We start from the raw sequence: 23,987 nt of genomic DNA, 5'->3' as shown, positions 1-23,987 counted from the left end.
ACAAGCAGGAGAGGGGAGACCTCGGTGAGCATCTTCACCTTGGACGAGCTGCGGGAGATCATGCGATCCAGCGCCGGTGTCGACGAGGGCGTCGATCTGGATTCCGACATCGGCGACCGCGACTTCGACGACTTGGGCTACGACTCCCTGGCCGTCCTGGAATTCGCCAGCATCGTGCAGCGCCGCTACGGCGTGCCCATCCCCGACGACATCGTGACCGAGTCGGGCACCCCCGCGAAAGCGGTCCACTTCATCAACATCCAGCTCGAGAAGGCAGGAGCCTGAGGACGTGGCGGGACACACCGAGAACGAGATCGTCATCGACGCACCGATGGACCTGGTCTGGGACATGACCAACGACATCGAGTCCTGGACGAATCTGTTCAGCGAGTACAGCAAGGCGGAGATCATCGAGCGCCGCGACGGCACGATCCTCTTCCGGCTCGCCCTGCACCCGGACGAGGACGGCAAGGTCTGGGACTGGGTCTCCGCCCGGACCCCCGACGAGGCGACCAGGACGGTCCGCTCGCACCGTGTCCAGACCGGCCCCTTCAAATACATGTGGATCTACTGGGAGTACCTCCAGACCGACGACGGCGTGCGGATGCGTTGGGTGCAGGACTTCGAGATGCGACCGCAGGCCCCGGTGGACGACGCGGCGATGACCGAGCGGATCAACGGGAACTCGCCGATCCAACTCGCGCTGATCAAGGAGAAGGTCGAGGCGGCCGCAGCCCGCGCCGAGGTCTCGGGCTGATCGACCGCACCACGGCGGACGGTGCGGCTGCCGCATCGTCGTGCGCGGGCGATCCGCTGCTCCGCCGAGCAGCCGTGCCCGCATCTGCTCGCGCACCGCTGACCGCCCCTCGCCCCTCGGGGAACGAATCGCATCGATGGGTGGCCCGTTCGGCGCCGACTTCGGCGTAGGACTCGCGAAAGGAACACGATGGACCTCAATCTCACGGGTAAGAAGGCACTGGTGACCGGGGGGACCCGGGGCATCGGGCGCGGTGTGGTGCTCGCTCTGGCCAAGGCGGGCGTCGACGTGGTCACCTGTTATCGGCGGCAGAGCGAGGCGGTCGCCTCGCTGGAACGTGAGCTCAAGGAGATCGGCGGCAACCACCGGGTCCTGCTGGCGGATCTCGCCGACCCCGCCCAGGCCATCGAGTTCGTCAACACGGCGGGCAGGCATCACGGACGACTCGATGTGGTGGTGAACAACGCGGGCGCCATCAGCCACGTGCCCTACGGCGAGCTGGAGCTGGTCGAGTGGCGACGGATCATCGACACCAACCTCACCGCGGCGTACCTGATCGTCCAGCAGGCGATCCCCCTCATGGGCGACGGCTCGTCGGTGATCGGTATCGGCTCCACCTCGTCCGAGGTCGGTATTCCGCAGCGGGCCCACTACACGGCGACCAAGGCCGCACTGCGTGGTCTGAGCCGCTCGTTGGCCAAGGAGTACGGCAAGGCGGGCCTGCGGTTCAACGTCCTGGCCCTCGGGGTCATCGAGACCGAGGCGATGCAGGCGATGCCCGCCGAACAACGAGAATCGATGATCCGGCGCTACAGCGAGAAGACGGCGCTCGGCAGGCTCGGCACTCCGCAGGAGGTGGCCGGAGCGGTGCTCTGGCTGGCCAGCGACCTCTCGCGTTACGTCACCGGAGCGACGATCCACGTCGACGGAGGGATCTCCTGATGGCCTTCCGCGTGATGCTCCGCATGCAGATCAAGACTGGAATGGAGCGGGAGTTCGAACGTGTGTGGCTGGAGGTCGGCGATTCCGTCACCTCTCATCCGGCGAACCTCGGCCAGTGGTTGGCCCGCGCGCAGGACGGCGTCTACTTCATCGTCAGCGACTGGGTCGACGAGCCGCGCTTCCGCGAGTTCGAACACAGCGATCGACATCTCCAACACCGTCAACAACTGCATCCATATCGGTCGGAAGGATCCATCACGACGATGCACGTCGTGGCGTATCTACGCGGCCAAGCCCAGGACGTCAGCCATCACGAGTGGGAGGCCGCTCGATGACCGGTGAAGTCCGAGTCCTCGTCTACCACGCGACACCGGATGCGAAGGCCATCGAAGAGGCCTACCACCAGGCGAGCGTCAGTCTGCGCGGCGTGCCGGGTCTGAACGGCAACGAGCTATTGCGGTCGGTGCACGACCACAGTGGATTCGTCGTCGCCAGTGCATGGCAGGACCTCGCGGCCTTCCACGCATGGGAGCGGAGCGCGACCCACCGCGACAGCACGGCGCCATTGCGGCCGTTCCGTGATCCTCGGCTGCGAACTCCTTTCGGGATTTACCAGGTGGCAGCCGCGTACTGAACGCCCGTCATCGGCTGCGATCCCGGCGACCGGCGCCTCGCATTGTGCGGACAACCGGCCGTCGGGACGGGCGGTGAGCAGGAACCGACGGTCTCGGGTCACGCCGCGCGGCGTCATCGGGCACGTCGAGGGCTCGGCTGAGAACAGGGCGCCGTCTCGTCAGCACAGCGCGGGGGCGTCCCGGATTCACGGCCATGCGGGGGTAACGGGCGGCAAGGGCATGAGCGACACCGGCTGCTTCCGGGGCCTCCGTCGACGCCGACATCACGACGGGACCTCTCCCGAGTATTGCGCGGGCGGCGCCGGTCGGGCGCCGCCCTGTCCCGGAGACAGGTCGACCCGGAGTGCTCGTCCCGTGTCGCCCGACTCATCTCGGGCGACGGGACGAAGACCGTTCTCGCCAGTCCGCCACTCCATCGAGGACCTCGCTGTTGATGTCCTGGAGCAATCTTCGGACCCACTTCAGCTCGGTCTCCTTGAGGGCGAGCTGATACTCGTCCTCCACCAGGAAGATCCGCGCGAGCGGGGGTGCTCCATCGGCTCCCTCGTGATGTGCGCGGAGTTCCTCGTGGCCGATCTCGAGTTCCTTCTCCAATCGATGGGCACGCAGGGCGAGCTGTGCGGCGACATCATCCGGTGCGAGCGCTGTCATGAACGTCAACCCGGCGGCGAGCAGCGTGTACTCCTTGGCAGGAGTGCTCAGGAGTTCCCGTAGCCGCTGAGCGAGTTCATCACGGCCGCTCTCGGTGATCTCGTAGGTCGTGCGCTCCGGTCGGTTGCCCTGCCTGCCGGTGCCCTGCACATCGATGAGCTCGGATTTGCGCAAGGTCTCGACCGCGTTGTACAGCGAACCAAAGTTGATCTTCACTGCGGAATCGTGGTGCTGATCGCGCATCGTGGTGGCCATCTCGTAGGGATGCATCGGCCGCTGGGCGAGACAGGCCAACACCGCCAGCGTCAACGGGCTGGATGCCCGCCGCTTCGCCATGGTTCCTCCGATTACTCGAGAAAGAATATGTTGGCCAGGGGCCGCGATGCGGCACACCTTAGGGCATGGTTTGCCGGGCTGGCGAACATGGTCCTGGCGTGCGATGGTGCTGGATTGACGCCACCGTACCGTCTCTGGTGACGTCATTTCGAATGAGTCTTTCATGGTGGTCTATTTGAAATATTTTCTGGAAAAACTTCTGGGAATGGTTGAGTGCGCAAGAACCGGGCCGAAATGTTCACGACCTCCAGTGGTCGGGTGCCGTACGACTCGCGCCCGTCTGCGATCGACGCCGGCGACCGCTGAATGGTGGATCTTGGCGAACTGGGCACGATCTTAGTTAGTTTCTGTCGGCGCGTGGTCCAGGCGTCGGAAACAGACTCGTGGGCGCCGATCATCGGACGGGTCGGTGATCGCCACCGGCCTCCGCTACCCGCCTACTACCGCGCAGATCTCCCTGCGAAAGCGCATCGATCGACTTCGGATTCCACGACATCGACGGCCCGCCGAACCGGCCTGTTCGCTGCTCGCCCTGACGGCGGTCGGCCGTACGACGTTCCCACGGTTGAATGCAGTCCATGAGTGTTCGCCGTGCTGTCTGCGAAACCCTGCCGGTGCACGAAGAAACGAATAAATCGTAAGCACCGGACCAGATCGTCGATTTACTGTGCGGTATGGCGAAGGATTCGCAAGCACCCGATCAACCGGCCATGCTGGCAGCGAACCGAGCAAATTGGGACGCGCGAGTTCCCATCCATCTGACCGGCTACGACCTGGCCTCGCTGCGTTCCGGTGGCGCCCGGCTGGCGCCGTTCGAACTCGCCGAGATGGGACCGATCGCGGGCCGCCGCATCGCGCATCTGCAGTGTCACCTCGGCACCGACACGATCGACCTGGCTCGACGCGATGCGGTCGTCCGAGCCCTCGACTTCTCGGAGGCCGCCGTTCATGCCGCCCGTGAGCTCGCAGTCGACTGCGCTGTCGACATCGAGTACGTCCACGGTGACGTGTACGACTCCGTCGAACTCCTCGGTGCGGGGAGCACGGACATCGTCTATACCGGCAAGGGATCCCTGTGCTGGCTACCGGATCTGGCGCAATGGGCCCAAGCCGCCGCAGGCCTTCTACGGCCGGGCGGGTTCCTGTATCTCGTCGAGTTCCACCCGCTGTTCATCGCCGCAGCCGACGCCCAGCCCGGCGCAGGGTTGTCGACGGATTTCCCCTACCTGAGCACGGGAACCGCCTTCCGCTTCGATGACGGTGGAACCTACGAGGGGGAGGGGCGACGCATCGTCGATCCGGCCTCGGCGGTCAGCTTCGAGTGGTCGCACGACCTGGGTGAGGTGGTCAGTGCACTGGCAGCGGCGGGATTCAGGATTCGCACGCTGACCGAGCACGCACTGAGCCCGTGGCAGCGCTGGCCGGAGCAGCAGGCGTTGGAGGGGCATAGTGGCTGGTGGCATTGGGAACGAGAGGGATTCCCGCTTCCCGCCGTGTACTCGGTTCGTGCGGAGTGGGACCCGATCCATTGAGCGAACTCGGTCCCGGCGACCGCCGGACCCGGCGATTCGTCGATCCACCCCGGAGGTCCATAACGGAGATCCATATCGGACGGCCGGAGGGCCTTGCCGAGGTCGGGGCTGCGGCTGATCCAGGGCCGGATAGAGCAACGTCCGTCTGATCGCGACACCGGATGGAGATGGCCTGCTCCTCCCGTCACGGCCGGATCCGAATCTGCCCTCGCGCGACATCACCGTCAGATCGGCCGGCCGACTGGCGCGTGGTGTCACGGAGGTAGATCGCGAACCGGTAACCTCGTCACTCGAACTGATGTTCGTGATCGGAGGCCGGAGTGCGGGTGCTCGGCGTGGACCCGGGGTTGACCCGATGCGGCCTCGGCGTGGTGAACGGGGGCGTCGGCCGCACGATCTCCTGCGTGGCCGTGGGTGTCGTTCGATCCCCACCCGAGGACGAACTCCCGGATCGACTGGGTCAGATCGCCGACGGCGTCGAGCAGTGGCTCGACGAGTACCGACCCGACGTGGTCGCCATCGAACGGGTCTTCAGCCAGCACAACGTCCGTTCCGCGATGGGTACCGCGCAGGCAGGCGGTGTGGTCGCCCTGCTGGCGGGACGGCGTGGACTCCCGGTGCGATTCCACACACCCAGCGAGGTCAAGGCCGCGGTCACCGGTTCGGGCCGGGCCGACAAGGCGCAGGTGACCGCGATGGTCACCCGGCTACTTCGGCTGGATGCGCCCCCGAAACCCGCCGATGCCGCCGATGCACTGGCCCTGGCCATCTGTCATCTATGGCGGGCCCCTGCCGCCGACCGGCTCGCCGGTGTTAAGGCCGAATCCGACCGACTCGCCGCAGCGCACCGGAACAGGCTGTCCGGGGCGCGAGGGAAGGGATCGCAGTCGGCGCCATCGAGCAGCGAGCGGAACGGCAGCAGCGCACCCGCTGATCATGGTGTCCGAGCCACAGCACCGCAGGCCGCACCGGCCGCGCCGCAGAACGGACCGACCCAAGGTCTACCCACCGGGGCGCCGGTGTCGGCCCGGCGTAGGCCGGTGCCGCAGACGGGCCGGACTCTGGCCGCTCGGCTACGAACAGCGACACCCGGGTCCACCTCGCAGTCGAGCTCACCGCAGCAGCCGACGCCATCACAGCCGAGAAGCCCGCAGGGCGGCGCTGATCGGCAGGTGTCGGCGACACCTCGCCGCAGCACCACTAGGGACGAGACGACGACGAAAGAGGTAAGCGGATGATCTCCTCGGTCCGCGGGCGAGTGCAGTCGGTCGCCCTCGATCATGTGGTGGTGGAGGTCTCCGGGATCGGATTGGCCGTTCGCACCACGCCCGCCACCCTGGCGACGCTACGACGCGGTGCCGAGGCGGAACTCATGACCAGCCTGGTGATCCGAGAAGACTCCTGGACTCTCTACGGATTCGTCGACGCCGACGCTCGGGGCCTGTTCGAACTGGTCCAGACCGTTTCCGGTGTCGGACCGCGACTCGCGTTGGCGATGCTGGCGGTCCTGGATCCGGATCAACTCCGACACGCGGTGTCCGAGGGTGACCTCACTGCACTCACCAAGGTTCCGGGCATCGGCCGCAAGGGGGCGGAGCGTCTCGTCGTCGAGCTTCGTGACAAGGTCGGTCCCACGACCTCGCCAGGCGCGCCCGGGACCGCTGCGGCCTCGGAGACCAGGACCAGCGTGATCGAGGCCTTGGTCGGTCTCGGCTTCACCGCGAAGCAGACCGAACAGGCGGTGGACGCCGTGCTCGCCGACCCCGACGGCCCTGCCGACACCGCCGGAGTACTGCGGAGGTCGCTGGCGATACTGGGACGTAAAAGCTAGCGCCTCGGCGACGCCCGCGAGCCGCAAGCCGATCCACGGTGGCCGCGAGCGACCGCCACTGCCTCGGCTGGGAACGGCGCGGCTGGAAACTGGACGACATGAGTGCACGGACAACGGGGGAGTGAGCGGTGACCGAGGAGTGGCCCGCCGTCGGGGACATGACGGAAGCCGGCTTCGACCAGCCGGGCACCGTCGACCTCTCCCCGCATGCCGAGGTCGCAGAGCAGGACGTGGAGTCCTCGCTGCGCCCCCGCGACCTGAGCGAGTTCATCGGCCAGCCGCGCGTTCGGGAACAACTCGAGCTGGTGCTGTCCGGAGCACTGCGGCGAGGGCGCCCGCCGGACCATGTCCTGCTCTCCGGCCCACCCGGGCTCGGCAAGACGAGTCTCTCGATGATCATCGCTGCGGAACTCGGCTCGGCGTTGCGTGTCACGTCGGGGCCTGCGATGGAACGCGCCGGTGATCTCGCCGCGATGCTCTCCAACCTCGTCGAAGGCGACGTGCTGTTCATCGACGAGATCCACCGGATCGCCCGCCCCGCCGAGGAGATGCTGTACCTGGCGATGGAGGACCTGCGGGTCGACGTGGTGGTGGGCAAGGGCCCCGGGGCGACGAGCATCCCGCTGGAGATCGCGCCGTTCACTCTGGTCGGTGCCACCACGAGGGCCGGCGCCCTCACCGGACCCCTGCGGGACCGTTTCGGATTCACCGCGCACATGGAGTTCTACAGCCCTGCAGAGCTGGAGCAGGTCCTGCACCGTTCGGCGGCCATCCTCGGCCTGCGCTTGCACGCCGATGGCGCCGAGGAGATCGCGGGACGTTCGCGGGGCACCCCACGAATTGCGAACCGCCTGCTACGCCGAGTCCGGGACTTCGCCGAGGTGCGGGCGGACGGCGCGGTGACCCGGTCGGTGGCCCGATCCGCGCTGGAGGTCTACGAGGTAGACGAGATCGGGTTGGATCGGCTGGATCTGGCGGTGCTCGGGGCATTGGTCCGTTCCTTCGGTGGGGGGCCGGTAGGTGTCTCCACCCTCGCTGTCGCGGTGGGTGAGGAGTCGACCACGGTCGAGGAGGTGTGCGAACCGTTCCTGGTGCGTGCGGGTCTGCTCGCCAGGACTCCCCGGGGTCGGGTGGCGACTGCCGCAGCGTGGCTTCACCTGGGGCTTACGCCTCCTCCCGAGACGGTTGGTGGCACCAGATCGTTGTTCGCCGACGATCAGGACTAGACTCGGTACTTGACCTGACGTCTCAGTGCGCTCACCGGAGTCGGGGAGTGTCCCGCAGGCACGGGTGGTGGGTCATCAGCTCAGCAGGCCTGGCACACTGGGTAGTCGATACCCGAAATAACGGACGAACCGTGCGTCGAGCTTGGCGTCCGCTGAACGGAGAACGATGGAATCCTTCATCTTTCCGCTGCTCCTGCTCCTGCTGGTGCTGCCGCTGTTCCTGGCCAGCCGCAAGCAGAAGCGCGCGATGCAGGAGATGCAGCAGCTGCAGAACTCCCTTGCGCCCGGTGACCGCGTGATGACCAGCTCTGGTCTCTACGGCACGGTGACCGACTCCAGCGAAGACACCATCGACGTGGAGATCGCCCCCGGCGTGACCACCACGTGGGTGCGTGCGGCCATCCGCGAGCGGGTGTCGCCGGAGTCCGAGGACACCGACGTCGAGCTTCCCGAGAGCCTTGACGAGTCCGAGGGCATCGAGAAGTCGACCGGTTTCGACGCCGACGAGACCACCGCCAAGACGGACGACGCCGACGAGGTGTCCGAGGTCACGTCTGACGCCGACAAGGCCACCACGAGTGTGGGCGCCGACGCCGGCAAGAAGTCCTGACCGTCTCTGTTACCTCGATCGCCCGCAGGCCGATCCCCTCCGCAAGGAGAGGGGTGGCAGGCGGGCGATCGGCGTCATCGGCCAGATCAGGTCAGCGCACCCGCCTCGGGGAAGAAATAGCCGATGGCCGGGTCTTCGCTGGTAACGCGCCATCGGTGGCCGGTGGCCTCCTTCGGCGCCGGCGAGAGGCCCACCACTCGTCGATCGAGACGAACCCGGCCCATGCTCGGCAGGCGCGTCGGCGTGGTCGAAGGGCGGGATCGACTGTCGATGCGATCTGGTCACGGCGGTCTACGCGGTCGCGACCCCGAGTGCGTCCGCGTGGGACTCCCGCTGGTTCACCCTGATTGAACATCGGGGATCGGATCGGCGTTATCCTCGTCATCCGGGCTGCCCGGAGAGGGACTCGGGTCGTGTGCCCGACGTGGGACCACGAGCAACGCGATGAATCTGGAGCGTGCCGGTGAGTCAGGACGTCGAACAGGGCCAACCGGGTGCACCGAGGCAGCCGTCGGCCACTCGTCGCGTCCGGGCCAGGCTGGCGCGTCGGATCACCGCCCAGCGCTCCTCGTCGGTCAAGCAGGTGCTCGAGCCCTTGGCCGCCGTGCACCGCCAGTTGCATCCCAAGGCCGACCTGGCCCTGCTGCAGGGCGCCTATGACGTCGCGGAGGAGAAGCACCGCAGCCAGCGTCGTAAGTCGGGTGACCCCTACATCACCCACCCGCTGGCGGTGGCCACCATCCTGGCGGAACTGGGCATGGACACCATCACGCTCGTCGCCGCGCTCCTGCACGACACGGTGGAGGACACCGACTACTCGCTGGAGCGGCTGCGCAGCGATTTCAGCGACGAGGTCGCGCACCTCGTGGACGGCGTGACGAAGCTCGACAAGGTCAAGCTCGGTGCGGCCGCCGAGGCCGAGACCATCCGTAAGATGGTCATCGCGATGGCCCGCGACCCTCGCGTACTGGTCATCAAGCTCGCCGACCGCCTGCACAACATGCGCACCATGCGTTTCCTCCCGCCGGAGAAGCAGGCCCGCAAGGCCCGCGAGACGCTCGAGGTGCTGGCTCCGCTCGCGCATCGACTCGGGATGGCGACGGTCAAATGGGAGCTGGAGGATTTGGCCTTCGCCATTCTTCAGCCCAAGAAGTACGACGAGATCGTTCGTCTGGTGGCCAACCGCGCGCCTTCTCGAGACACCTACCTGCGCGGCGTGGTGAATCAGCTCACCGACAACCTCAACAGTGCCCGGCTGGTGGCCAGGGTCGAGGGCAGGCCCAAGCACTACTACTCGATCCACCAGAAGATGATCGTCCGAGGCCGCGATTTCGACGACATCCACGACCTGGTCGGCGTGCGCATCCTGGTGGACGAGGTCCGGGACTGCTATGCGGCGATGGGCGTGGTGCACGCCCTCTGGCAGCCCATGCCGGGCCGCTTCAAGGACTACATCGCACAGCCTCGGTTCGGGGTCTACAAGTCGTTGCACACGACCGTCATCGGCCCGGACGGGAAACCGCTCGAGGTGCAGATTCGCACCCATGAGATGCACCGCACCGCCGAGTACGGCATCGCCGCCCACTGGCGGTACAAGGAGACCAAGGGCAATAACGGCAGCGGCGGAACCTCCGCGGTCGAGGTCGACGAGATGGCGTGGATGCGTCAACTCCTCGACTGGCAGCGTGAGGCCGCCGACCCCGGCGACTTCCTGGAGTCGCTGCGCTACGACCTGGCGACCAGGGAGATCTTCGTCTTCACCCCCAAGGGGGATGTGATCACGCTGCCGACCGGCTCCACACCGGTCGACTTCGCCTACGCCGTGCATACCGAGGTCGGTCACCGCTGTATCGGGGCCCGGGTCAACGGCAGGCTGGTGGCGCTCGAACGCGGTCTGGAGAACGGCGAGGTCGTCGAGATCTTCACCTCGAAGGCCGAGGGTGCGGGGCCCAGCCGCGACTGGTTGTCGTTCGCGGCCTCTCCTCGGGCTCGAGCAAAGATCAAACAGTGGTTCGCGAAGGAACGCCGCGAGGAAGCCATCGAGAGCGGCAAGGAGGCGATCGCGCGGGAACTGCGCCGTGTCGGACTGCCGTTGCAGCGGCTCGTCTCCGCGGACTCGCTCGGCGCCGTGGCGCGCGAACTCCACTACACCGACATCAGCACCCTCTACGCGGCGGTGGGCGAGCACCATTCCTCGGCCAAGCACGTCGTGACCAGACTGATGGCCCTGGTCGGCGGCGAGGAGCATGCCGAGGAGGAGCTGGCCGAGCGCTCCACGCCCTCCACGATGCACCACCGTAGGCGGGCCACCTCGGACGCCGGGGTCGTCGTCAAGGACGCGGGTGACGTCTGGGTGAAACTCGCCCGCTGCTGCACCCCGGTGCCCGGTGACGAGATCCTCGGCTTCGTCACCCGGGGCGGCGGCGTGAGCGTGCACCGGACCGACTGCACCAATGCGGACGAGCTGCGCGCCAGCCCGGAGCGTCTGGTGCCGGTGGAATGGGCGCCATCGTCGTCCTCGGTGTTCCTGGTGGCGATCCAGGTGGAGGCACTCGACCGGCATCGGTTGCTCTCCGACGTCACCAAGATCCTGGCCGACGAGCGCGTCAACATCCTGTCCGCCTCGGTCAACACCAGCCGGGATCGGGTGGCGGTCAGCAGGTTCTCCTTCGAGATGGGCGACCCGAAACATCTCGGGCACGTGTTGAAGGCGGTGCGCAACATCGAGGGCGTCTACGACGTCTACCGGGTCACCTCGACCGCATAGCCCCACCGGGGCCGCCCCGCTCGTCGGTGGCGGTGCGGAGCCGGAGCACGGCGGTGCGGGCACAGCCCATCGCAGGCGTCGTCTTACTCGGTGATGCGTCGACCACTCGTATCTCGAGCACTCCTCGCCCGCGGGGACACCTCGGCCCCGAAGGGAGCGGACCGCTGTGGAGTGGCAGATCGCCTGAAACCCTGCAGTGATGACCATGACTCGATGATCGAACGGATGTTCGATTCCGGCAAGGTATCGATCGAGTGGATCACCAAGGGCCGCCTTCCCCCTGCTCAGGTCGGCCATGTGGTCCGGACGGAGCACGAGCCGACGGCGGGGGAGACAGTTCGGCCCCGGTCACCGTCGGCGAGACGGTGACCGGGGCCGAATGTCGTGGCGAGAGGGCGTCAGGCTGTGATGGACGCGCTCTCGATGATGGTCTCGGTGTTGGGCGGACCGTCGCCCTGACCGGTCGACTCACCCGCCTCGGCGATCCCGTCGACGACCTCGAGGCCGCCTTCGTCGATCGTGCCGAAGACCGTGTATGACGGCGGGAGCTCCGAGTCACCGTAGACGATGAAGAACTGCGAGCCACCCGTGTTGGGGCCCGCATTGGCCATCGCCAGGGTGCCTCGGCCGTAGGTCTCCTCGCCGGTCAGCTCGTCGGCGATCTCATAGCCGGGCCCGCCGCTGCCGGTGCCGGTCGGGTCGCCGCACTGCAGGACCTCCAACGAGCCCTCGGCGGTGACCAGCCGGTGGCACTGCGATTCGTCGAAGTAGCCGCTCTCCGCGAGGTGCACGAAGCTCTGCACCGTGCACGGCGCTGCCTCGCGGTCCAGGGTCAGACCGATCTCGCCCTGGTTCGTGGCCAGCGTCGCGTCGACGGTGCCCTCGGCGGGCGTGGGATCGACGTCCTCGGGGATGTCGACCTCCTTGGCGGGCTCGCCGCTGGTGACATAGCCGCAGGGGCCGTCCGTCGTCTCGACGGAGGACGGCGTCTCAGGCGTGTCGCTCTGCCCGGCGGCCTCGGCGTCATCGCCACCCTGGGTGGCGAAGAAGTAGACCAGCCCGACGACCAGGACCGTCCCCAGCACCGTCGCGCTCATGGCGATCGTGCGGCGGCGTTTGGCGCGTTGGGCACGGCGTTGGAGCTGCCGTTCGAGCTTCCGCTTGGCGGCTGCGCGACGTTGCTCGTTGGTGGGCACCGGCTCCCTCCTAGGGATGCTGGAGACGGGGTGGCAGCCGGGAGTCTAGAGCCAGCGGGTGTGGTCTGTGTGTACCGGTATGGGCCGGCTAGGCTGGTCGGTCTGCGGGTGCGGCCTTTCGGCCCAACCCGACCCCTGCTCTCCACGGAGGCGCCTCGTGCTCGTCGTCGGGTTCCCCAGTGGCCCATTGCAGGCCAATTGCTATCTGCTCGCGGGCGGGCCCGATGGGCCCTGTGTGGTCGTCGATCCCGGTCAGGACGTGGCGGCCCCGCTGGAGGCCCGGCTGGCGGAGCACCGCCTGACTCCTGCCGCCGTGCTGCTCACCCACGGGCATTTCGACCATGCCTACTCGGCGACCGAGGTCGCCGAGACCCACGACATCCCGGTCTGGGCGCATCCCGGCGACCGGCCCCTGCTCTCCGAACCGCTTCGTGGTGTCGGCTCCGAACTCGCCCGGTTGTTGGGGCCGGAGCTGGCCATGCGCGAGCCGGAGCAGCTGTGTGATCTGACCGACGGCCAGGCCCTGGACCTGGCGGGCTTGCGGATCACCGTGCTGCACACCCCGGGACATACCGAGGGCTCGGTGTGTTTCCACGTGGTGATCGCACCCGCTGACCCGGCAGCCGAGGTCGGATCCGAGCCGACCGAACGGACCAGCCTGTTGTTGGCGGGCGACACGCTCTTCGCCGGGTCCATCGGGCGGACAGACCTCCCCGGCGGCGATCAACGGGTGATGATCGAGACGCTGCGGGATCGCATCCTTCCGTTGTCCGACGACATGGTGCTGCTCTCCGGGCACGGCCCGACCAGCACCATCGGCCGGGAGCGGGCCACCAACCCGTTCCTGCAGGGCCTGAGCACTCCGGGCGCCTGACCCGACGGGCCGGGACTCGTGGACGATCGTGTCAGTGGCGCGGATGAAGGAGGCATCGACCCGGTGACCGAGAACGATCCCGGCGAGCTCGACCGACCCGGTATTCCCGAGCGGTCCGATACCGGCGAGCAATCCGACCGAGCAGCGCGATCCGAGGGCAAGCCCGCCCAGCCCGGCATCGCGCTCGACCTACTTCCTTCCCAACTGGTTCGGCGACGTGCGTGGTCGATCGCGGCAGGCGCGCTCATCGTCGGCGCGGCGCTGGGGGGACTCTTCGGTCTGATCGGCGGGCGCACGGCCGGCCTGGTCGCCGGCGGAGTGATCGCCGTTCCATTGCTGTTGCTGGCCTGGGCGGAGGCTCGTCGACGAACCCGGCTCGCCGGCAGCGTCGTCTCCGTGTCGGCCTTCGGCACCCGGAGAGTGGATCTCAACGAATTGCGGGAGATCGACGTCCTGGTCCTGGATCAGCGCGGAATGCGCACCGTGGGGCTGTTGATGCAGGGGCAGGGCAAGACGGTGAACCTGTCTCTGGCGCTCTACGCGGGTGCAGGCGGTCGCGAACTCGGCATCCTGGAGCTTCGCCGTCTCGCCGACGCCCTGGCCGCCGTAGGGGACATGCGCACGCTGACCCTGTCGCAGCTGTTGGTCGCACAGCTTCGGGCCGAGGCACGCGGCGAGGCTGCCGCAGATCGTCCGCTGTACAAGTTGGCCTCGGTGGCTCCCGCAGGTCGACTGCCGTCCCGATTGAGTTCCGAGGCGGTCGCCCGGTTCGTCTCCACCCTGGACTGATCGGCGGATCCCGGCCCCGGCGACGCTGCTGCCGGGGCCGAGGCCGGTTAGATCGGCTCGTGGCCCTCCGGTCGACGCCTGCGGCCCTCCGCCGCGGACCTCGGACCGTCGGTCCGACCCGGTGTCCCGCCGTGTGGAGCCCGTCGGGCGGGCCTGTCCTCCGGCGTGGGGCGTCGAGGCGCCCGCCGCTGTCCATCGTGCGGCGGCCGACCAGCCGGGTCGCGTGCGACGCGGTCCCCGACTGCATCCGGTTCGGCAGGCGGCTGTTGTGCCGGGCGGACGCGTCGTCGCTGGTCGGCGCGGCGTGGGTCCTCCTCGGTTTCGTCGCGGCGGGTACGGGTTGTGGGTGGTCTGGTCTGGGTACCGCCGGATCGACGCGGGGCGTCCTCGGCGGCGCGTGCCTGCAGACCCCCTGTGCCTGCCGACGCCTCCCGACGAGGGGTGTGTGCCGTGTCGTCGCCGTGCTCGTCCTCGATGTCCGGCGGGTACACCGGGTCGGGTGGGTCCACGGGATCATGGTCGTCGGTCGGTTCCGTCGGTCCTCTGGTGACCACCAACGCCGCGAGCGCGGTGCTGATCGGCACGGCGGCGACAAGACCGATGCTGCCGACGAGCGTTCGGACGATCTCCTGCGCGACGACCTGCGCGCCGAAGAGCGTCCCGAGGTCGACACCGGACAGCGAGTAGGACAACAACAACGGCAGGGCGGCACCCGCATACGCCAGGGCCAGGGTGTTCACCGCAGCCGAGATGTGGTCTCGTCCGATGCGCACGCCCGCGGTGTACAGGGCTCCCCAGCCCATCGTCGGGTTGGCCTTGCGTAGTTCCCAGACCGCGCTGGTCTGGCTGATGGTCATGTCGTCGAGGACACCGAGTGCGCCGATGATCACGCCGGCGAGCAACAGGCCGCGTGCATCGACGTCGGTGCCGAGAATGGTGATGAGGTTGACGGTCTCCTCGTCCAAGCCGGTGAGCTTGGTCAGTTCCGAGAAGACGATCCCGAGGACGGCGATCAGAGCCAGACTGATCAACGTGCCCAACACGGCGGCCGAGGTGCGTGCCGAGAAACCGTGGGTGAGGTAGAGGACCACGAACATGATCAGTCCCGAGCCGATGACGGCCACGGTCACGGCGTTCTCGCCTGCGAGGATCGCCGGGATGATGAACATCGTGATGATCGCGAAACTGACGGCGAGGCCCGCCAGCGCGGTGAGTCCCTTCCAGCGGGCCAGCAGCAGCACGGCCGCCGAGAACAGCACGGCCAGCCACAGCAGCGATCCGCCCCGCTGGAAGTCGACGATGCGATAAGAGGAGGGCTCGGTCGGTTGTGCGCCGGTGTACGACAGTACGACCTGGTCGCCCTGTTCGAAGGTCGGCGTGCTCGGCTCCAACGGGAGCACCTGCTCGATCGTCTGACCGGCGGCCTCTCCGTCGTCCAGCCGCACCTGGAGTACCTGGCACTGCGAATCATCCTGCGGCGCACCGGTGTTCGGATCGGGCTGCGCACCGCCGGGGTCTGCACCGCCGGGATCGGGCTGCGTACCGCCGGGGACAGGCTGTGCTCCGCCACTCTGACAGCCGCCCACCTCGGCCGAGAGGACCTCGGCGTTGAACGGCTCCTGGAAGAAGCCGAGCTCACTGGAGCTCTGCGTCTCCTGCCCGAACGGGTGGAGCAGCAAGGCCCCGATCACGGTGGCCAGCGCGACCGGGACCAACAGCGCGGCCAACAGGATGCGCACCTTGGTCGAGGAGCGGCCTGCGGGCCCGTGTCCGTGTCCATGGCCATGGCCATGGCCGACGGCTTCGGCGGTCCTGCGCTCGCGGCGAGCGGGTTTTCCCGCCGTGGTCGCCGAAGTGCGTCCGGTGCGCCTGCCTGCGGTGCGGTCACCGGGATCGGTCGGCACCGCATCGGATGCGTTGGTGGAATCAGCAGGATGGACCGGCTTGGCCGACGTGCTCGCACGTCGTTCGGGATCGCGTCGTTGTGGACGGCCGGCTCCGGGTGCTCTCGGTTCGTCCGGCCGTTCGCCCCGAAGACCGGGTTCCCGAGGGACACCGGTTGCATCCCGCCTGCCGGCCTGACGGCTTCGCTCTGTCCCGGAGCCGATGTCGGGTGCTCCCGGTCCGGCAGGCCGTTCGCCACGGTCGTCAGGCATCGCTCGGCGGCGGTTCGGTTCCGGCGGTTCCGCTCCGGGCATCGGTCGCCGACGTCGCGGTGGCGAGGCGTCGCCCGAGCCGTGCCCAGCGTTGGGATGTCGCTCTCCGCCGGTCTCCTCGGCCGGTCGTGCCCGACGGCGGCCGTCCTGGGGCGCAGCGGCGGGGGGCTGTCTGCGGCGACGTGGTCGTTCGACGTCGGATGCGGGGCCGGCAGCCGGATCCGACGGGGAACCTTCGGGCGTGGGCGAATGGCCGAACCAGTCGTCACCTCGGCGTTCGTCGCTCACACGACCTCGCCAGCAAGCGGCGCTTCGATCATTCCGCGCATCCTATGGGGTCGGCGAGGACATGGCGCGGGCAACTGGAGCCCTCCCACACCGGTTGCCGCGAGTCCCACGCCACGGGCCATCCACCGGCTTTGCGACGTCGGTCTCGAGCCCGCGTATGATGTCGGTCAGGCGTTCGAGCAGACGTGAGGCTGGAGCCACTCCCCGGTGCATCGAGTGGCGCTTCCGCCGCAGGGTTGAGGCATCCCCTGCTCATCGACGAAGATCCGTTCATTCGACGCCCGCCAGCCGAGCGTCCTCACCATGCCGAGCCGGGCGGCGGAACCGAGGACAGTCATGTCACGAACCTCGCTGACCGACCAGCTTGTGGCGCTGCGCTGCCAGTACACGGGTGGGAACGCCAGCGCGGCCACCCCGGAAATCGTCGCCGCGGTGACTCACCTGGCCCGAGACGAACGAAGCACTCTCGTCGATGTCCTTCGTGCCGGTCCCGATGAGATCGGTGGGATACGCGTTGCCGACTCGGTCCGGCATTCATTGCTCTCGCCTGCCGGGACGCCGGGGCAACGCCGGTTGGACTCGGCATTGCTGCTGGCACTCACCCGAGTCGGCAGCCATCTGCAACTACGCCCGCCTGCGGATCTCCTTCGTCCCGCGCAGCCGATCCGGGCCGTACGGCCGACGACAGCGGAGCTGATCGTGCACCTGTGGCCGGACGCTCTGGGGCCGTTGTTGTTCGAACTGCTTCCGAGGACCGGCGCGGGCCACTTCGAAGGAGTGCCGGGTCTGCGGTATCGACGGCGGCATCGATCCGTCGAACTGGTGCTGCTCGGCGACGATCTGCCGGGTCGGGTGGTGTTGGCGGGAGTGAATGGCCGAACCTTCCGGGCAGGTCTCGCCTTCGCCTCCCGCTGGGCGACGGAGACCGAACGTGGGACTCACTCGATCGCGGAGGCGTCGCCCGATCGGCTGGACGCAGCAGAGCGGCAACACCTCACGGAGTCGCCCGGATCGGACCCAGCGGGCGTGGGTAGTGAGCTGCTGCGCCGCAGCGGGCTGCTGTCTTCGGCGCTCTGGTCCACGTCATGGGGACGGCATGGACAGTGGTGGTGGGAATGGGCCGCAGGGCCTGCGCCACGGTCCGTGCGGGACCGGCTGCGGCATCCGGCCTTCGGCCTGTCGGATGCCATCCAGATCTCAACGCCGGACGACGCTGCGATTGCCACCCACCGGGGCGCGCCCCATCGGAATGGGTTCACCGTTGCCCTACGTACCGTCGAGGCACCGGCCCACGCCGATGGAGCGCGGTCGACCGGTTTCGAATGGCCCGCCGAATACCGCGCCTGGTCGGACTGGGACGCCCGCGTCGGCTGACCGTTCGAACACCTAGGCGCGGCCTTCATCGGGAGGTCGGCACGAGGCCGGGAGAGGCGATGTCGTCTCTCGGCCTCGGCTATCCCTACTCAGCGGGCGTCGTGATCGTCCAACCAGGAGATCAGAAGCTCGCGTTGGTCCTCGGTCGGAATCCCGGTGCAGGCCTCCAACTCTCGGAAGTCCTCGACGGTCGCAACGACATGGACCGAGGAGACCGGGTAGGTCAATGCCTCCCGGATCGCGCGCGTCGCCGCCTCGTCCTGGCCTGCCGCAGCGAGGTAGGTGCCGATACTCAACCGGATTCGATGCTGCGTCCCGTCTTGGGCCAGCTTGGCGCGATCCTGGGCGAGGGCATCGGCGAGCAGCCGCGCCGCCTCTTGAAGGTCGTGCATCCCCAAGTACGCCAGGGCGAGGAGGTAGGTATCGAAGGCCTCGTCGCCATCGATCCGGTCCGCCGCGATGAAATCGTCGACCGCCCTGTCGTATCTCCCGAGCGCGAGGTGCAGCCTGCCACGCGGGGTGTAGGCATGATTGTGGTCTGGGGCGAACTCCACGGCCCGATCGAAGGCGACCATCGCTTGTTCGTGCTCGCCTAGCGATCGGAGATTGCGTCCCCGCTCAGCCGCGATCCAGGCGGCATCCGGCCCCAGCCGCAGCGCCGTGTCGATATCCGCGAGCGCTTCGTGGTGCCGCCCGGTCTCCCGAAGAGACAGCGCCCGGTTCAGATAGGACGCCCGATCATCGGGATCACGCTCGATAAGCCTGCTGTAGTCGGCGATGGCGGCTTCGCTATGCCCGAGATCACGTAGCAGACCTGCCCTCTCGGAAAGCACCCAGTCCGCATCATGACCCAGCTCCACGGCGCGGTCGAGATCGGCGAGCGCCCGAGTCTCGTCGCCGAGCGCCAGGTAGACCTGCCCTCGGCTTCCGATCGACCAGCCTCGGTCGGGAGCGAGCGTGATGGCTGCATCGAAATCCGCCATCGCGTGGGTGAACCGGCCGGTCGCTCGGTGGAACTCGCCACGGGCGTTGTAGGCCGACACCGCCTCGGGATGGAGCTCCACCGCGCGGTCGAAGTCTGCGGCTGCCCGATCGTGGTCGCCGCGGCGGTGATGGAGTCGGCCTCGATCGAGGTGGGCCTCGAGATCGGTGCCGTCCTGCTCGATGAGCCGATCGAGGTCGGCGAGCGCGGCGTCGTCATCGCCGAGGAGTCGGTGCAGGGCACTCCGCGACTCCAGTGCCCAGTCGAGTCCGGGGTCGATGGCCAGCGCGTTATCGAAGTCGATCAGTGCGGTCGACAGGTCGAACTGTGCCGCGAGAGCCTGACCCCGGCTGGCCAGCGCCCATGCGTCGTGTGGGGACAGTTCTAACGCGCGGGTGAAGTCCTCGATGGCTGCCGCCGTGTCCCCGGCGAGTCGATGTGCCTCGCCCCGATGCTTCAAGGCCCAGACGTAGTCGGGTTCGATCTCCAGCGCATGGTCGAAATCGGCGATGGCCCGCGCGTGGTTGTCGAGGTCCGCGTGGGTCTGCGCTCGACTGGCCAGCACACTCGCGTCGTCGGGATCCATCGCGATGGCGAGATCGAAGTCCGCCAGAGCCTCCCGGAATCGGCCCGCCAACCGATGTCGCTCGCCTTGGCGGTGGTGGGCCTGTTGGATCTCGGGGTCCAGTCCCACCGTCCAATCGAAACCGCCACCGGCGGAGTAGTGCTCCCTGGCTGCTGCGGCGGAATTCTCGCGACTCGCCGCGGCCGTCAGCAGCTCGACCGCCCGATCCAGGTCTGCGGCGGCACGCTCGTGATCACCCAGCGCACGGTGCACCCGGCCCCGGCTGACCAGCGCCCAGTGGTCGTCGGGGTCGCCACCCAGTGCCTGATCGAGGTCGGTGAGCGCCAGCGCGAGTTCGCCGGTCAACCGGTACACCTCGCCGCGTCCGGCGATGGCTGTGCGAAGCCCGGGGGCGATCTCGAGCGCACGGGTGAAATCGGCCAGCGCCTCGACGTGGTTGCCCATGGCCCGGTGGAGATGACCTCGGGCGCCGATCGCCGCAACGAAGCGTGATGACGACTCGATGGCGCGGGTGAGATCGGCGAGTGCCTGTCGTTCCCGGCCGAGTAGGCGATGGGTGTGTCCGCGGGCTACCAGCACCAGCCTGCGGTCGGGCTCCAGTAGCAGCGCCCGCTCGAAGTCCACGAGCGCGCCATCGAGGTCGCCCAGCGCCTTACGCAGCCTGCCGCGTTCGTCATGCAGCCACGCCTGGTCCAGACCCAGCTCCACCGCCCGGTCGAAATCGGCCAGCGCCTCGGCGTGATTGTCGAGTCTGCGGTGCACCCGGCCACGGGCCGCATAACCCGACCCGTCGTCGGGTTCGTCGGCCACCGCTCGATCGAGTTCGCGGAGAGCCTCACGGTCGGAGGCCGGCAGCGGAACGTCTCGGTCGGAAGGCTCGGCAGCGGCGATCTCGCCGGGCCCCCGCGTTGCGTCCTGGTCGCCGTCGTCTGCTCCGGTCGAGAGGCCGCTCAGCCGTTCGCGGACCGAGTCCCGTTCGGACCGTGCCCAGCCGAGATCGGGATCCAGCTCCAGGGCGTTGTCGAGATCCGCGAGCGCACCGGTGAGGTCGCCCAGCGCCCGGCGGACCTGGCCCCGACCCGCCAACGCCCAGGGATAGTCGTCGTCGAGTTCCACGGCTCGGTCGAAATCGGCGAGCGCCGCCGTCAGTCGTCCGGTGACCCGGTATACCTCTCCCCGGCTCGCATAGGTGGGCGCGAGCCCAGGGTCGCACTTCAACGCGCGGTTGAGGTCGACCAGAGCTTCGTCGAAGCGATCGATGAAGCGGTACAGCTCACCTCGGTCATGTAGGGCGTTGGCGTTGTCGGGGGCGATCTCCAACGCGCGATCGAAATCGGCCAACGCCTGCTCGACGTCGTCGCGCATCGCATGCAGCCGCCCCCGTTGCAGGTAGGTCCAGTCCGCCGCTGGATCCAGCTCCAACAGCCAGTCGAGGTCGGCGAGCTGCGCGTCCACGTCGCCCAGCGACCGGTGGACCAAGGCACGTTCGGCGATCAACCACTCCATGGTCGGACGGAGCTCGATCGCGGCGTCGAGGTCGGCCAGTGCTTCCTCGGCCTTCCCCCGCGCGTGGTTGACCTGGGCGCGGCCGCCCAGCGCCCAGGCATAGTCCGGGGCGAGTTCGATGGCGCGGTCGAAGTCGACCAACGCGCGTCCCAGGTTGCCCAGCATTCGGTGGGTCTCCGCGCGGTTGGCCACCGTCGTGGGGTTGTCCGGCATCAGCAGTACGGCCTGCTCGCTGTCCTCGGCGGCAGCCTCGAGGTCGCCCAGGACACGATGCAACCGTGCCCGGTCGTCCAGCGCCCAGGCCAGGAACGGTTCGAGGTCCAGCGCCCGGCTCAGATCGGCGAGCGCCTGGCGATGGTTGCCCAGGGTGAAGTGCGATTGTCCCCGCGAGGCCAGGGTGAACGCGTGATCGGGCATCCGCGCGAGCACGAGATCGAAGTCGTCGATCGCACCGGCGTCGTCGCCGAGTAACCGGCGGGTCTCACCGCGCTCGATGCGCGCGTAGAAGGATTCGGGGTCGAGCGCGACCGCGTGGTCGAGATCGGCGATCGCCGCGGTGATCCGGCCGGACATCCGATGGCACTCGCCCCGCCGGGTATACGCGGCGGTGTACTCGGGATTCTGTTCGATGGCGGCGCTGAAATCGACGATGGCCGCGTCGAACTCGCGGGCGTCCTGCCGCAGCGCGCCCCGTTCGACCAGGGCCCAATCGAGTTCTGGATCGAGATCCAACGCGCGATCGATGTCGGTGAAGGCCTGCACCGCATTGCCCAGCGCGCGATGTGCCTGTCCCCGGCTGGCCAGTGTCCACGGTTCGTCCGGTTCGATCCGCAGCGCACGATCGAAGTCGGCCACGGCCGCCTCGTTGTCATGCAGCAGGCGGTGTGTCTCGCCGCGTTGACTGAGTAACTCCGCGGAGTCCGGCTCGAAGCTCAGCGCGCGGTTCAGATCGGCCAGCGCCTCGTCGTCGCGGGCGTGGGAGCGGTGGAGCTTCGCACGCAGCGACAGCGCCATGACCGGCTCCGGCTCGGTGTCGATCGCCCTTTCCAGATCGTCGGCGATGTCGTCGAGGAAACTCATGTGGGGTTGGACGTCCTTCCTGGGCAGCGGGACCCGGGAAGCCTCCCATGGTGGGCGGCTACGACGCTGCAGGATTTCGTCGATGGCCGGGCGGTGCAGGCGAGTCTCATCCTCGACGGTGACAATCCCGGCTGGACCGGCCTGGCTGCGAGGTCCAGTGGGCGGCGGAGGACGTGAGCATGGTCACGGGTTGTGATCGGTCACGGTGGGGGAGCGTGTTGGCGGACTGTCCGCCGTCGGGTGTGACAGGGTGATCAACGCTGCATCGATACCGGGAATGGCCCTGCGGACCCGCGACGACGCCCGCACCGGCCGGGTACCGCGACCGGCGGGTGCGCGGTGGTGGTAGTCGATCGGTGGCGCCGCAGGTCGCGCGGGTCGCACGGCGGGTTCGATCACTTTCGGTGATCGGTTTACCGTCCGGTTCGAGTGATCAAGGCGGAGCTCTCCGTCGGAGGAGTGAGGTGGCTTTCGTGCGACGTGCGCTGGTACTCGGCGGCGGCATCGCGGGACTGACGGCGGCCAGAGTGCTCGCCGAACATGCGGACGAGGTGATCGTCGTGGACCGCGACGATCCGGCGGACAACTCGGGCCCACGGCGGGGCACACCCACCGCGCCGCACTCCCATCCGATCCCCGAACTGGCTCGTCGACAACTGGACCATTGGATGCCCGGGTTGATCGAGGAACTGGTCGCCGATGGTGCTCAACCGGTCGACTCCGGATCGCATTGGCACGTGGACGGGGTCCGCCGGGCACCCGTGGTGGGCGAGCCGCTGGTCAGCCTCACCCTGCCGTTCCTGCACCGTCGGATGCGGGAACACGTCGCCGGGCTCGGCGCGGTGCGGTTCCAACGAGGCAAGGCCACCGGCCTGACACACCGGGGAACCCGAGTGGACGGCGCGCTGGTCGCCGAGCCGGGGCATCGAGGGCCGGGTGAACGGATCGGCGCCGACCTGGTCGTTGACGGGATGGGCCGATCCAGCAGGCTCGGCGACTGGCTGGAGCGCGCGGATTACCCCCCGCCGCCGATGCGCAGGCTCGGCGGCGACCTCGGCTACGCCACCCGGCTCTACCGGCGAAGCCCCGGCCAGACGGTCGACGGAATGGACAGCGTCTACTCGCTGCGCACCGGCCGCTCCGGGCCGGCTGGCGGACTGGTCCTGCTGCCCGTCGAGGGCGATCGATGGAGCGCCACCGTCATCGGTTATGGCGACAACCGACCGACCAGGGACATCGAGGACTTCGAGGCACGGTGCCGGATCGAGCCGGTCGGCGAGCTGGGAACACTGATTCAGGAGGGCGAACCGGTCTCGGATGTCGCCGCCGCTCGGCATCGAGACAGCCGACGCCGGGACTACCACCGGATCCGACGCCTTCCAGGGGGCCTGATCGCACTCGGCGATGCGGTGGCCTCGCTCAACCCGATGCACGGTCAGGGCCTGATCCTCGCGGCGTTGCAGGCGAGCGCACTGCACAGCTGGCTGCGTGGGCCCGCCGTGTTGAGCGAACCCGCGGACGCCTATTTCGAACGCAGTAGGGTCGTGGTGGACGCCGCATGGGCGAGCGCGGCGGCCCAGGACAGCCGACCGTCGCAGCCCGAGGGCAAAGGGCCGTTCGGCCTGCAGCTCTCCCGGGTGTTCACCGACCTGCTGGCCAAGGCGACGATCACCGATGCGGGGGTGCATCGTCGCTATCTCGACGTCGCGGCCATGCGCAGCCATCCCCGTGAACTCGCTCGTCCTCGGTTCCTACTGAGCACCATGCGTGCCGCGCTGCGGTCCACCTCGTCGTAAACCCTGCTCGGGCAGGCGCCCGCGATCAGAACCCCTCGGTGGCGGGCGGTCGGCGACCGACCACCCGCCTCGG

Annotated in this window: 18 protein-coding genes and 1 pseudogene; 15 read left to right on the top strand and 4 right to left on the bottom strand. The window is 68.3% G+C overall.

Features of this window, described 5'->3' with window-relative positions; translation table 11 throughout:
- Window positions 1-24 precede the first annotated feature (24 nt).
- From BKA25_RS27945 to BKA25_RS16720, 5 genes are all read left to right on the top strand, one after another.
- Complete coding sequence (locus BKA25_RS27945) at window positions 25-285, top strand: acyl carrier protein (RefSeq protein ID WP_084642853.1); 261 nt, start codon at window positions 25-27, stop codon at window positions 283-285.
- 4 nt (window positions 286-289) lie between these two features.
- Entirely contained in the window at window positions 290-757 is a 468-nt protein-coding gene (locus BKA25_RS16735) for an SRPBCC family protein (protein ID WP_069848467.1), read from the top strand.
- Between the two features lie 189 nt (window positions 758-946).
- Window positions 947-1,699 (top strand): SDR family NAD(P)-dependent oxidoreductase, encoded by a 753-nt coding sequence (locus BKA25_RS16730; protein WP_069848468.1) that lies wholly within the window; start codon window positions 947-949, stop codon window positions 1,697-1,699.
- Window positions 1,699-2,034, top strand: a complete 336-nt coding sequence (locus tag BKA25_RS16725; RefSeq protein ID WP_069848470.1) for an antibiotic biosynthesis monooxygenase family protein — start codon at window positions 1,699-1,701, stop codon at window positions 2,032-2,034. The genes BKA25_RS16730 and BKA25_RS16725 overlap by 1 nt, the downstream gene beginning before the upstream one ends.
- A complete protein-coding gene (locus BKA25_RS16720) occupies window positions 2,031-2,333 on the top strand; it encodes an antibiotic biosynthesis monooxygenase family protein (RefSeq protein WP_069848472.1) in 303 nt (100 codons plus the stop codon). Before BKA25_RS16725 ends, BKA25_RS16720 begins: the two co-directional genes overlap by 4 nt.
- Window positions 2,334-2,700: 367 nt before the next feature.
- Here BKA25_RS16720 and BKA25_RS16715 read toward each other — a convergent pair whose 3' ends face one another.
- Entirely contained in the window at window positions 2,701-3,321 is a 621-nt protein-coding gene (locus BKA25_RS16715) for a PadR family transcriptional regulator (RefSeq protein WP_069848474.1), read from the bottom strand.
- 674 nt (window positions 3,322-3,995) lie between these two features.
- Here BKA25_RS16715 and BKA25_RS16710 point away from each other — a divergent pair.
- The 6 genes and pseudogenes from BKA25_RS16710 to BKA25_RS16685 all read left to right on the top strand — a co-directional run bounded on the left by BKA25_RS16710 (window position 3,996) and on the right by BKA25_RS16685 (window position 11,287).
- The gene (locus BKA25_RS16710; protein WP_216637816.1) at window positions 3,996-4,853 is read left to right on the top strand and encodes a class I SAM-dependent methyltransferase; all 858 of its coding nucleotides are present in this window, start codon (window positions 3,996-3,998) and stop codon (window positions 4,851-4,853) included.
- 320 nt (window positions 4,854-5,173) lie between these two features.
- Window positions 5,174-5,746: pseudogene (ruvC, locus tag BKA25_RS27940) on the top strand (crossover junction endodeoxyribonuclease RuvC); the annotation flags it as partial.
- Window positions 5,747-6,087: 341 nt separating this feature from the next.
- Entirely contained in the window at window positions 6,088-6,684 is a 597-nt protein-coding gene (gene ruvA, locus BKA25_RS16700) for a Holliday junction branch migration protein RuvA (protein ID WP_069848476.1), read from the top strand.
- Between the two features lie 158 nt (window positions 6,685-6,842).
- Window positions 6,843-7,910: a Holliday junction branch migration DNA helicase RuvB gene (ruvB, locus tag BKA25_RS16695; RefSeq protein ID WP_069853539.1), complete on the top strand. Its 1,068-nt coding sequence runs from the start codon at window positions 6,843-6,845 to the stop codon at window positions 7,908-7,910.
- 166 nt (window positions 7,911-8,076) lie between these two features.
- The gene (gene yajC, locus BKA25_RS16690) at window positions 8,077-8,520 is read left to right on the top strand and encodes a preprotein translocase subunit YajC (RefSeq protein WP_069848478.1); all 444 of its coding nucleotides are present in this window, start codon (window positions 8,077-8,079) and stop codon (window positions 8,518-8,520) included.
- A gap of 463 nt (window positions 8,521-8,983) precedes the next feature.
- The gene (locus BKA25_RS16685; RefSeq protein ID WP_069853540.1) at window positions 8,984-11,287 is read left to right on the top strand and encodes a RelA/SpoT family protein; all 2,304 of its coding nucleotides are present in this window, start codon (window positions 8,984-8,986) and stop codon (window positions 11,285-11,287) included.
- A 398-nt stretch (window positions 11,288-11,685) separates the two neighbouring features.
- Here BKA25_RS16685 and BKA25_RS16680 read toward each other — a convergent pair whose 3' ends face one another.
- Window positions 11,686-12,483 carry a peptidylprolyl isomerase gene (locus BKA25_RS16680; protein WP_069848480.1) on the bottom strand — a complete coding sequence of 266 codons (798 nt, stop codon included), beginning with the start codon at window positions 12,481-12,483 and terminating at the stop codon, window positions 11,686-11,688.
- Between the two features lie 157 nt (window positions 12,484-12,640).
- Between BKA25_RS16680 and BKA25_RS16675 the strand changes: the two genes are divergently transcribed.
- Both BKA25_RS16675 and BKA25_RS16670 read left to right on the top strand, forming a co-directional pair.
- On the top strand, window positions 12,641-13,357 hold the full coding sequence (locus BKA25_RS16675) for an MBL fold metallo-hydrolase (protein WP_069848481.1): 717 nt from the start codon (window positions 12,641-12,643) through the stop codon (window positions 13,355-13,357).
- Window positions 13,358-13,420: 63 nt separating this feature from the next.
- Complete coding sequence (locus BKA25_RS16670) at window positions 13,421-14,146, top strand: hypothetical protein (protein ID WP_236750657.1); 726 nt, start codon at window positions 13,421-13,423, stop codon at window positions 14,144-14,146.
- A gap of 47 nt (window positions 14,147-14,193) precedes the next feature.
- On the opposite strand, the gene BKA25_RS16665 is transcribed toward BKA25_RS16670, so the two are convergent.
- The gene (locus BKA25_RS16665) at window positions 14,194-16,050 is read right to left on the bottom strand and encodes a YibE/F family protein (protein WP_236750659.1); all 1,857 of its coding nucleotides are present in this window, start codon (window positions 16,048-16,050) and stop codon (window positions 14,194-14,196) included.
- Between the two features lie 876 nt (window positions 16,051-16,926).
- Here BKA25_RS16665 and BKA25_RS16660 point away from each other — a divergent pair.
- On the top strand, window positions 16,927-17,964 hold the full coding sequence (locus BKA25_RS16660; RefSeq protein ID WP_157421026.1) for a hypothetical protein: 1,038 nt from the start codon (window positions 16,927-16,929) through the stop codon (window positions 17,962-17,964).
- An 89-nt stretch (window positions 17,965-18,053) separates the two neighbouring features.
- On the opposite strand, the gene BKA25_RS16655 is transcribed toward BKA25_RS16660, so the two are convergent.
- Window positions 18,054-22,118, bottom strand: coding sequence for a tetratricopeptide repeat protein (locus tag BKA25_RS16655; RefSeq protein WP_069848488.1), 4,065 nt, complete (start codon window positions 22,116-22,118; stop codon window positions 18,054-18,056).
- Window positions 22,119-22,582: 464 nt separating this feature from the next.
- On the opposite strand from BKA25_RS16655, the gene BKA25_RS16650 reads away from it, so the two are divergent.
- Window positions 22,583-23,914, top strand: coding sequence for an NAD(P)/FAD-dependent oxidoreductase (locus BKA25_RS16650; RefSeq protein ID WP_084642856.1), 1,332 nt, complete (start codon window positions 22,583-22,585; stop codon window positions 23,912-23,914).
- Window positions 23,915-23,987: the final 73 nt, after the last annotated feature.

The organism is Actinoalloteichus hymeniacidonis (genome assembly GCF_014203365.1).
Classification (GTDB): Bacteria; Actinomycetota; Actinomycetes; order Mycobacteriales; family Pseudonocardiaceae; genus Actinoalloteichus_A; species Actinoalloteichus_A hymeniacidonis.
Note: the sequence above shows the minus strand (reverse complement) of the source record. Positions and strands in the feature narration are given on the sequence as shown.

Coding starts and splice junctions, on each gene's coding strand:
- BKA25_RS16730 (WP_069848468.1), top strand. CDS start 947: ATGGACCTCAATCTCACGGGTAAGAAGGCACTGGTGACCGGGGGGACC.
- BKA25_RS16725 (WP_069848470.1), top strand. CDS start 1,699: ATGGCCTTCCGCGTGATGCTCCGCATGCAGATCAAGACTGGAATGGAG.
- BKA25_RS16720 (WP_069848472.1), top strand. CDS start 2,031: ATGACCGGTGAAGTCCGAGTCCTCGTCTACCACGCGACACCGGATGCG.
- BKA25_RS16715 (WP_069848474.1), bottom strand. CDS start 3,321: ATGGCGAAGCGGCGGGCATCCAGCCCGTTGACGCTGGCGGTGTTGGCC.
- BKA25_RS16710 (WP_216637816.1), top strand. CDS start 3,996: ATGGCGAAGGATTCGCAAGCACCCGATCAACCGGCCATGCTGGCAGCG.
- ruvA (WP_069848476.1), top strand. CDS start 6,088: ATGATCTCCTCGGTCCGCGGGCGAGTGCAGTCGGTCGCCCTCGATCAT.
- ruvB (WP_069853539.1), top strand. CDS start 6,843: ATGACGGAAGCCGGCTTCGACCAGCCGGGCACCGTCGACCTCTCCCCG.
- yajC (WP_069848478.1), top strand. CDS start 8,077: ATGGAATCCTTCATCTTTCCGCTGCTCCTGCTCCTGCTGGTGCTGCCG.
- BKA25_RS16660 (WP_157421026.1), top strand. CDS start 16,927: ATGTCACGAACCTCGCTGACCGACCAGCTTGTGGCGCTGCGCTGCCAG.
- BKA25_RS16655 (WP_069848488.1), bottom strand. CDS start 22,118: ATGAGTTTCCTCGACGACATCGCCGACGATCTGGAAAGGGCGATCGAC.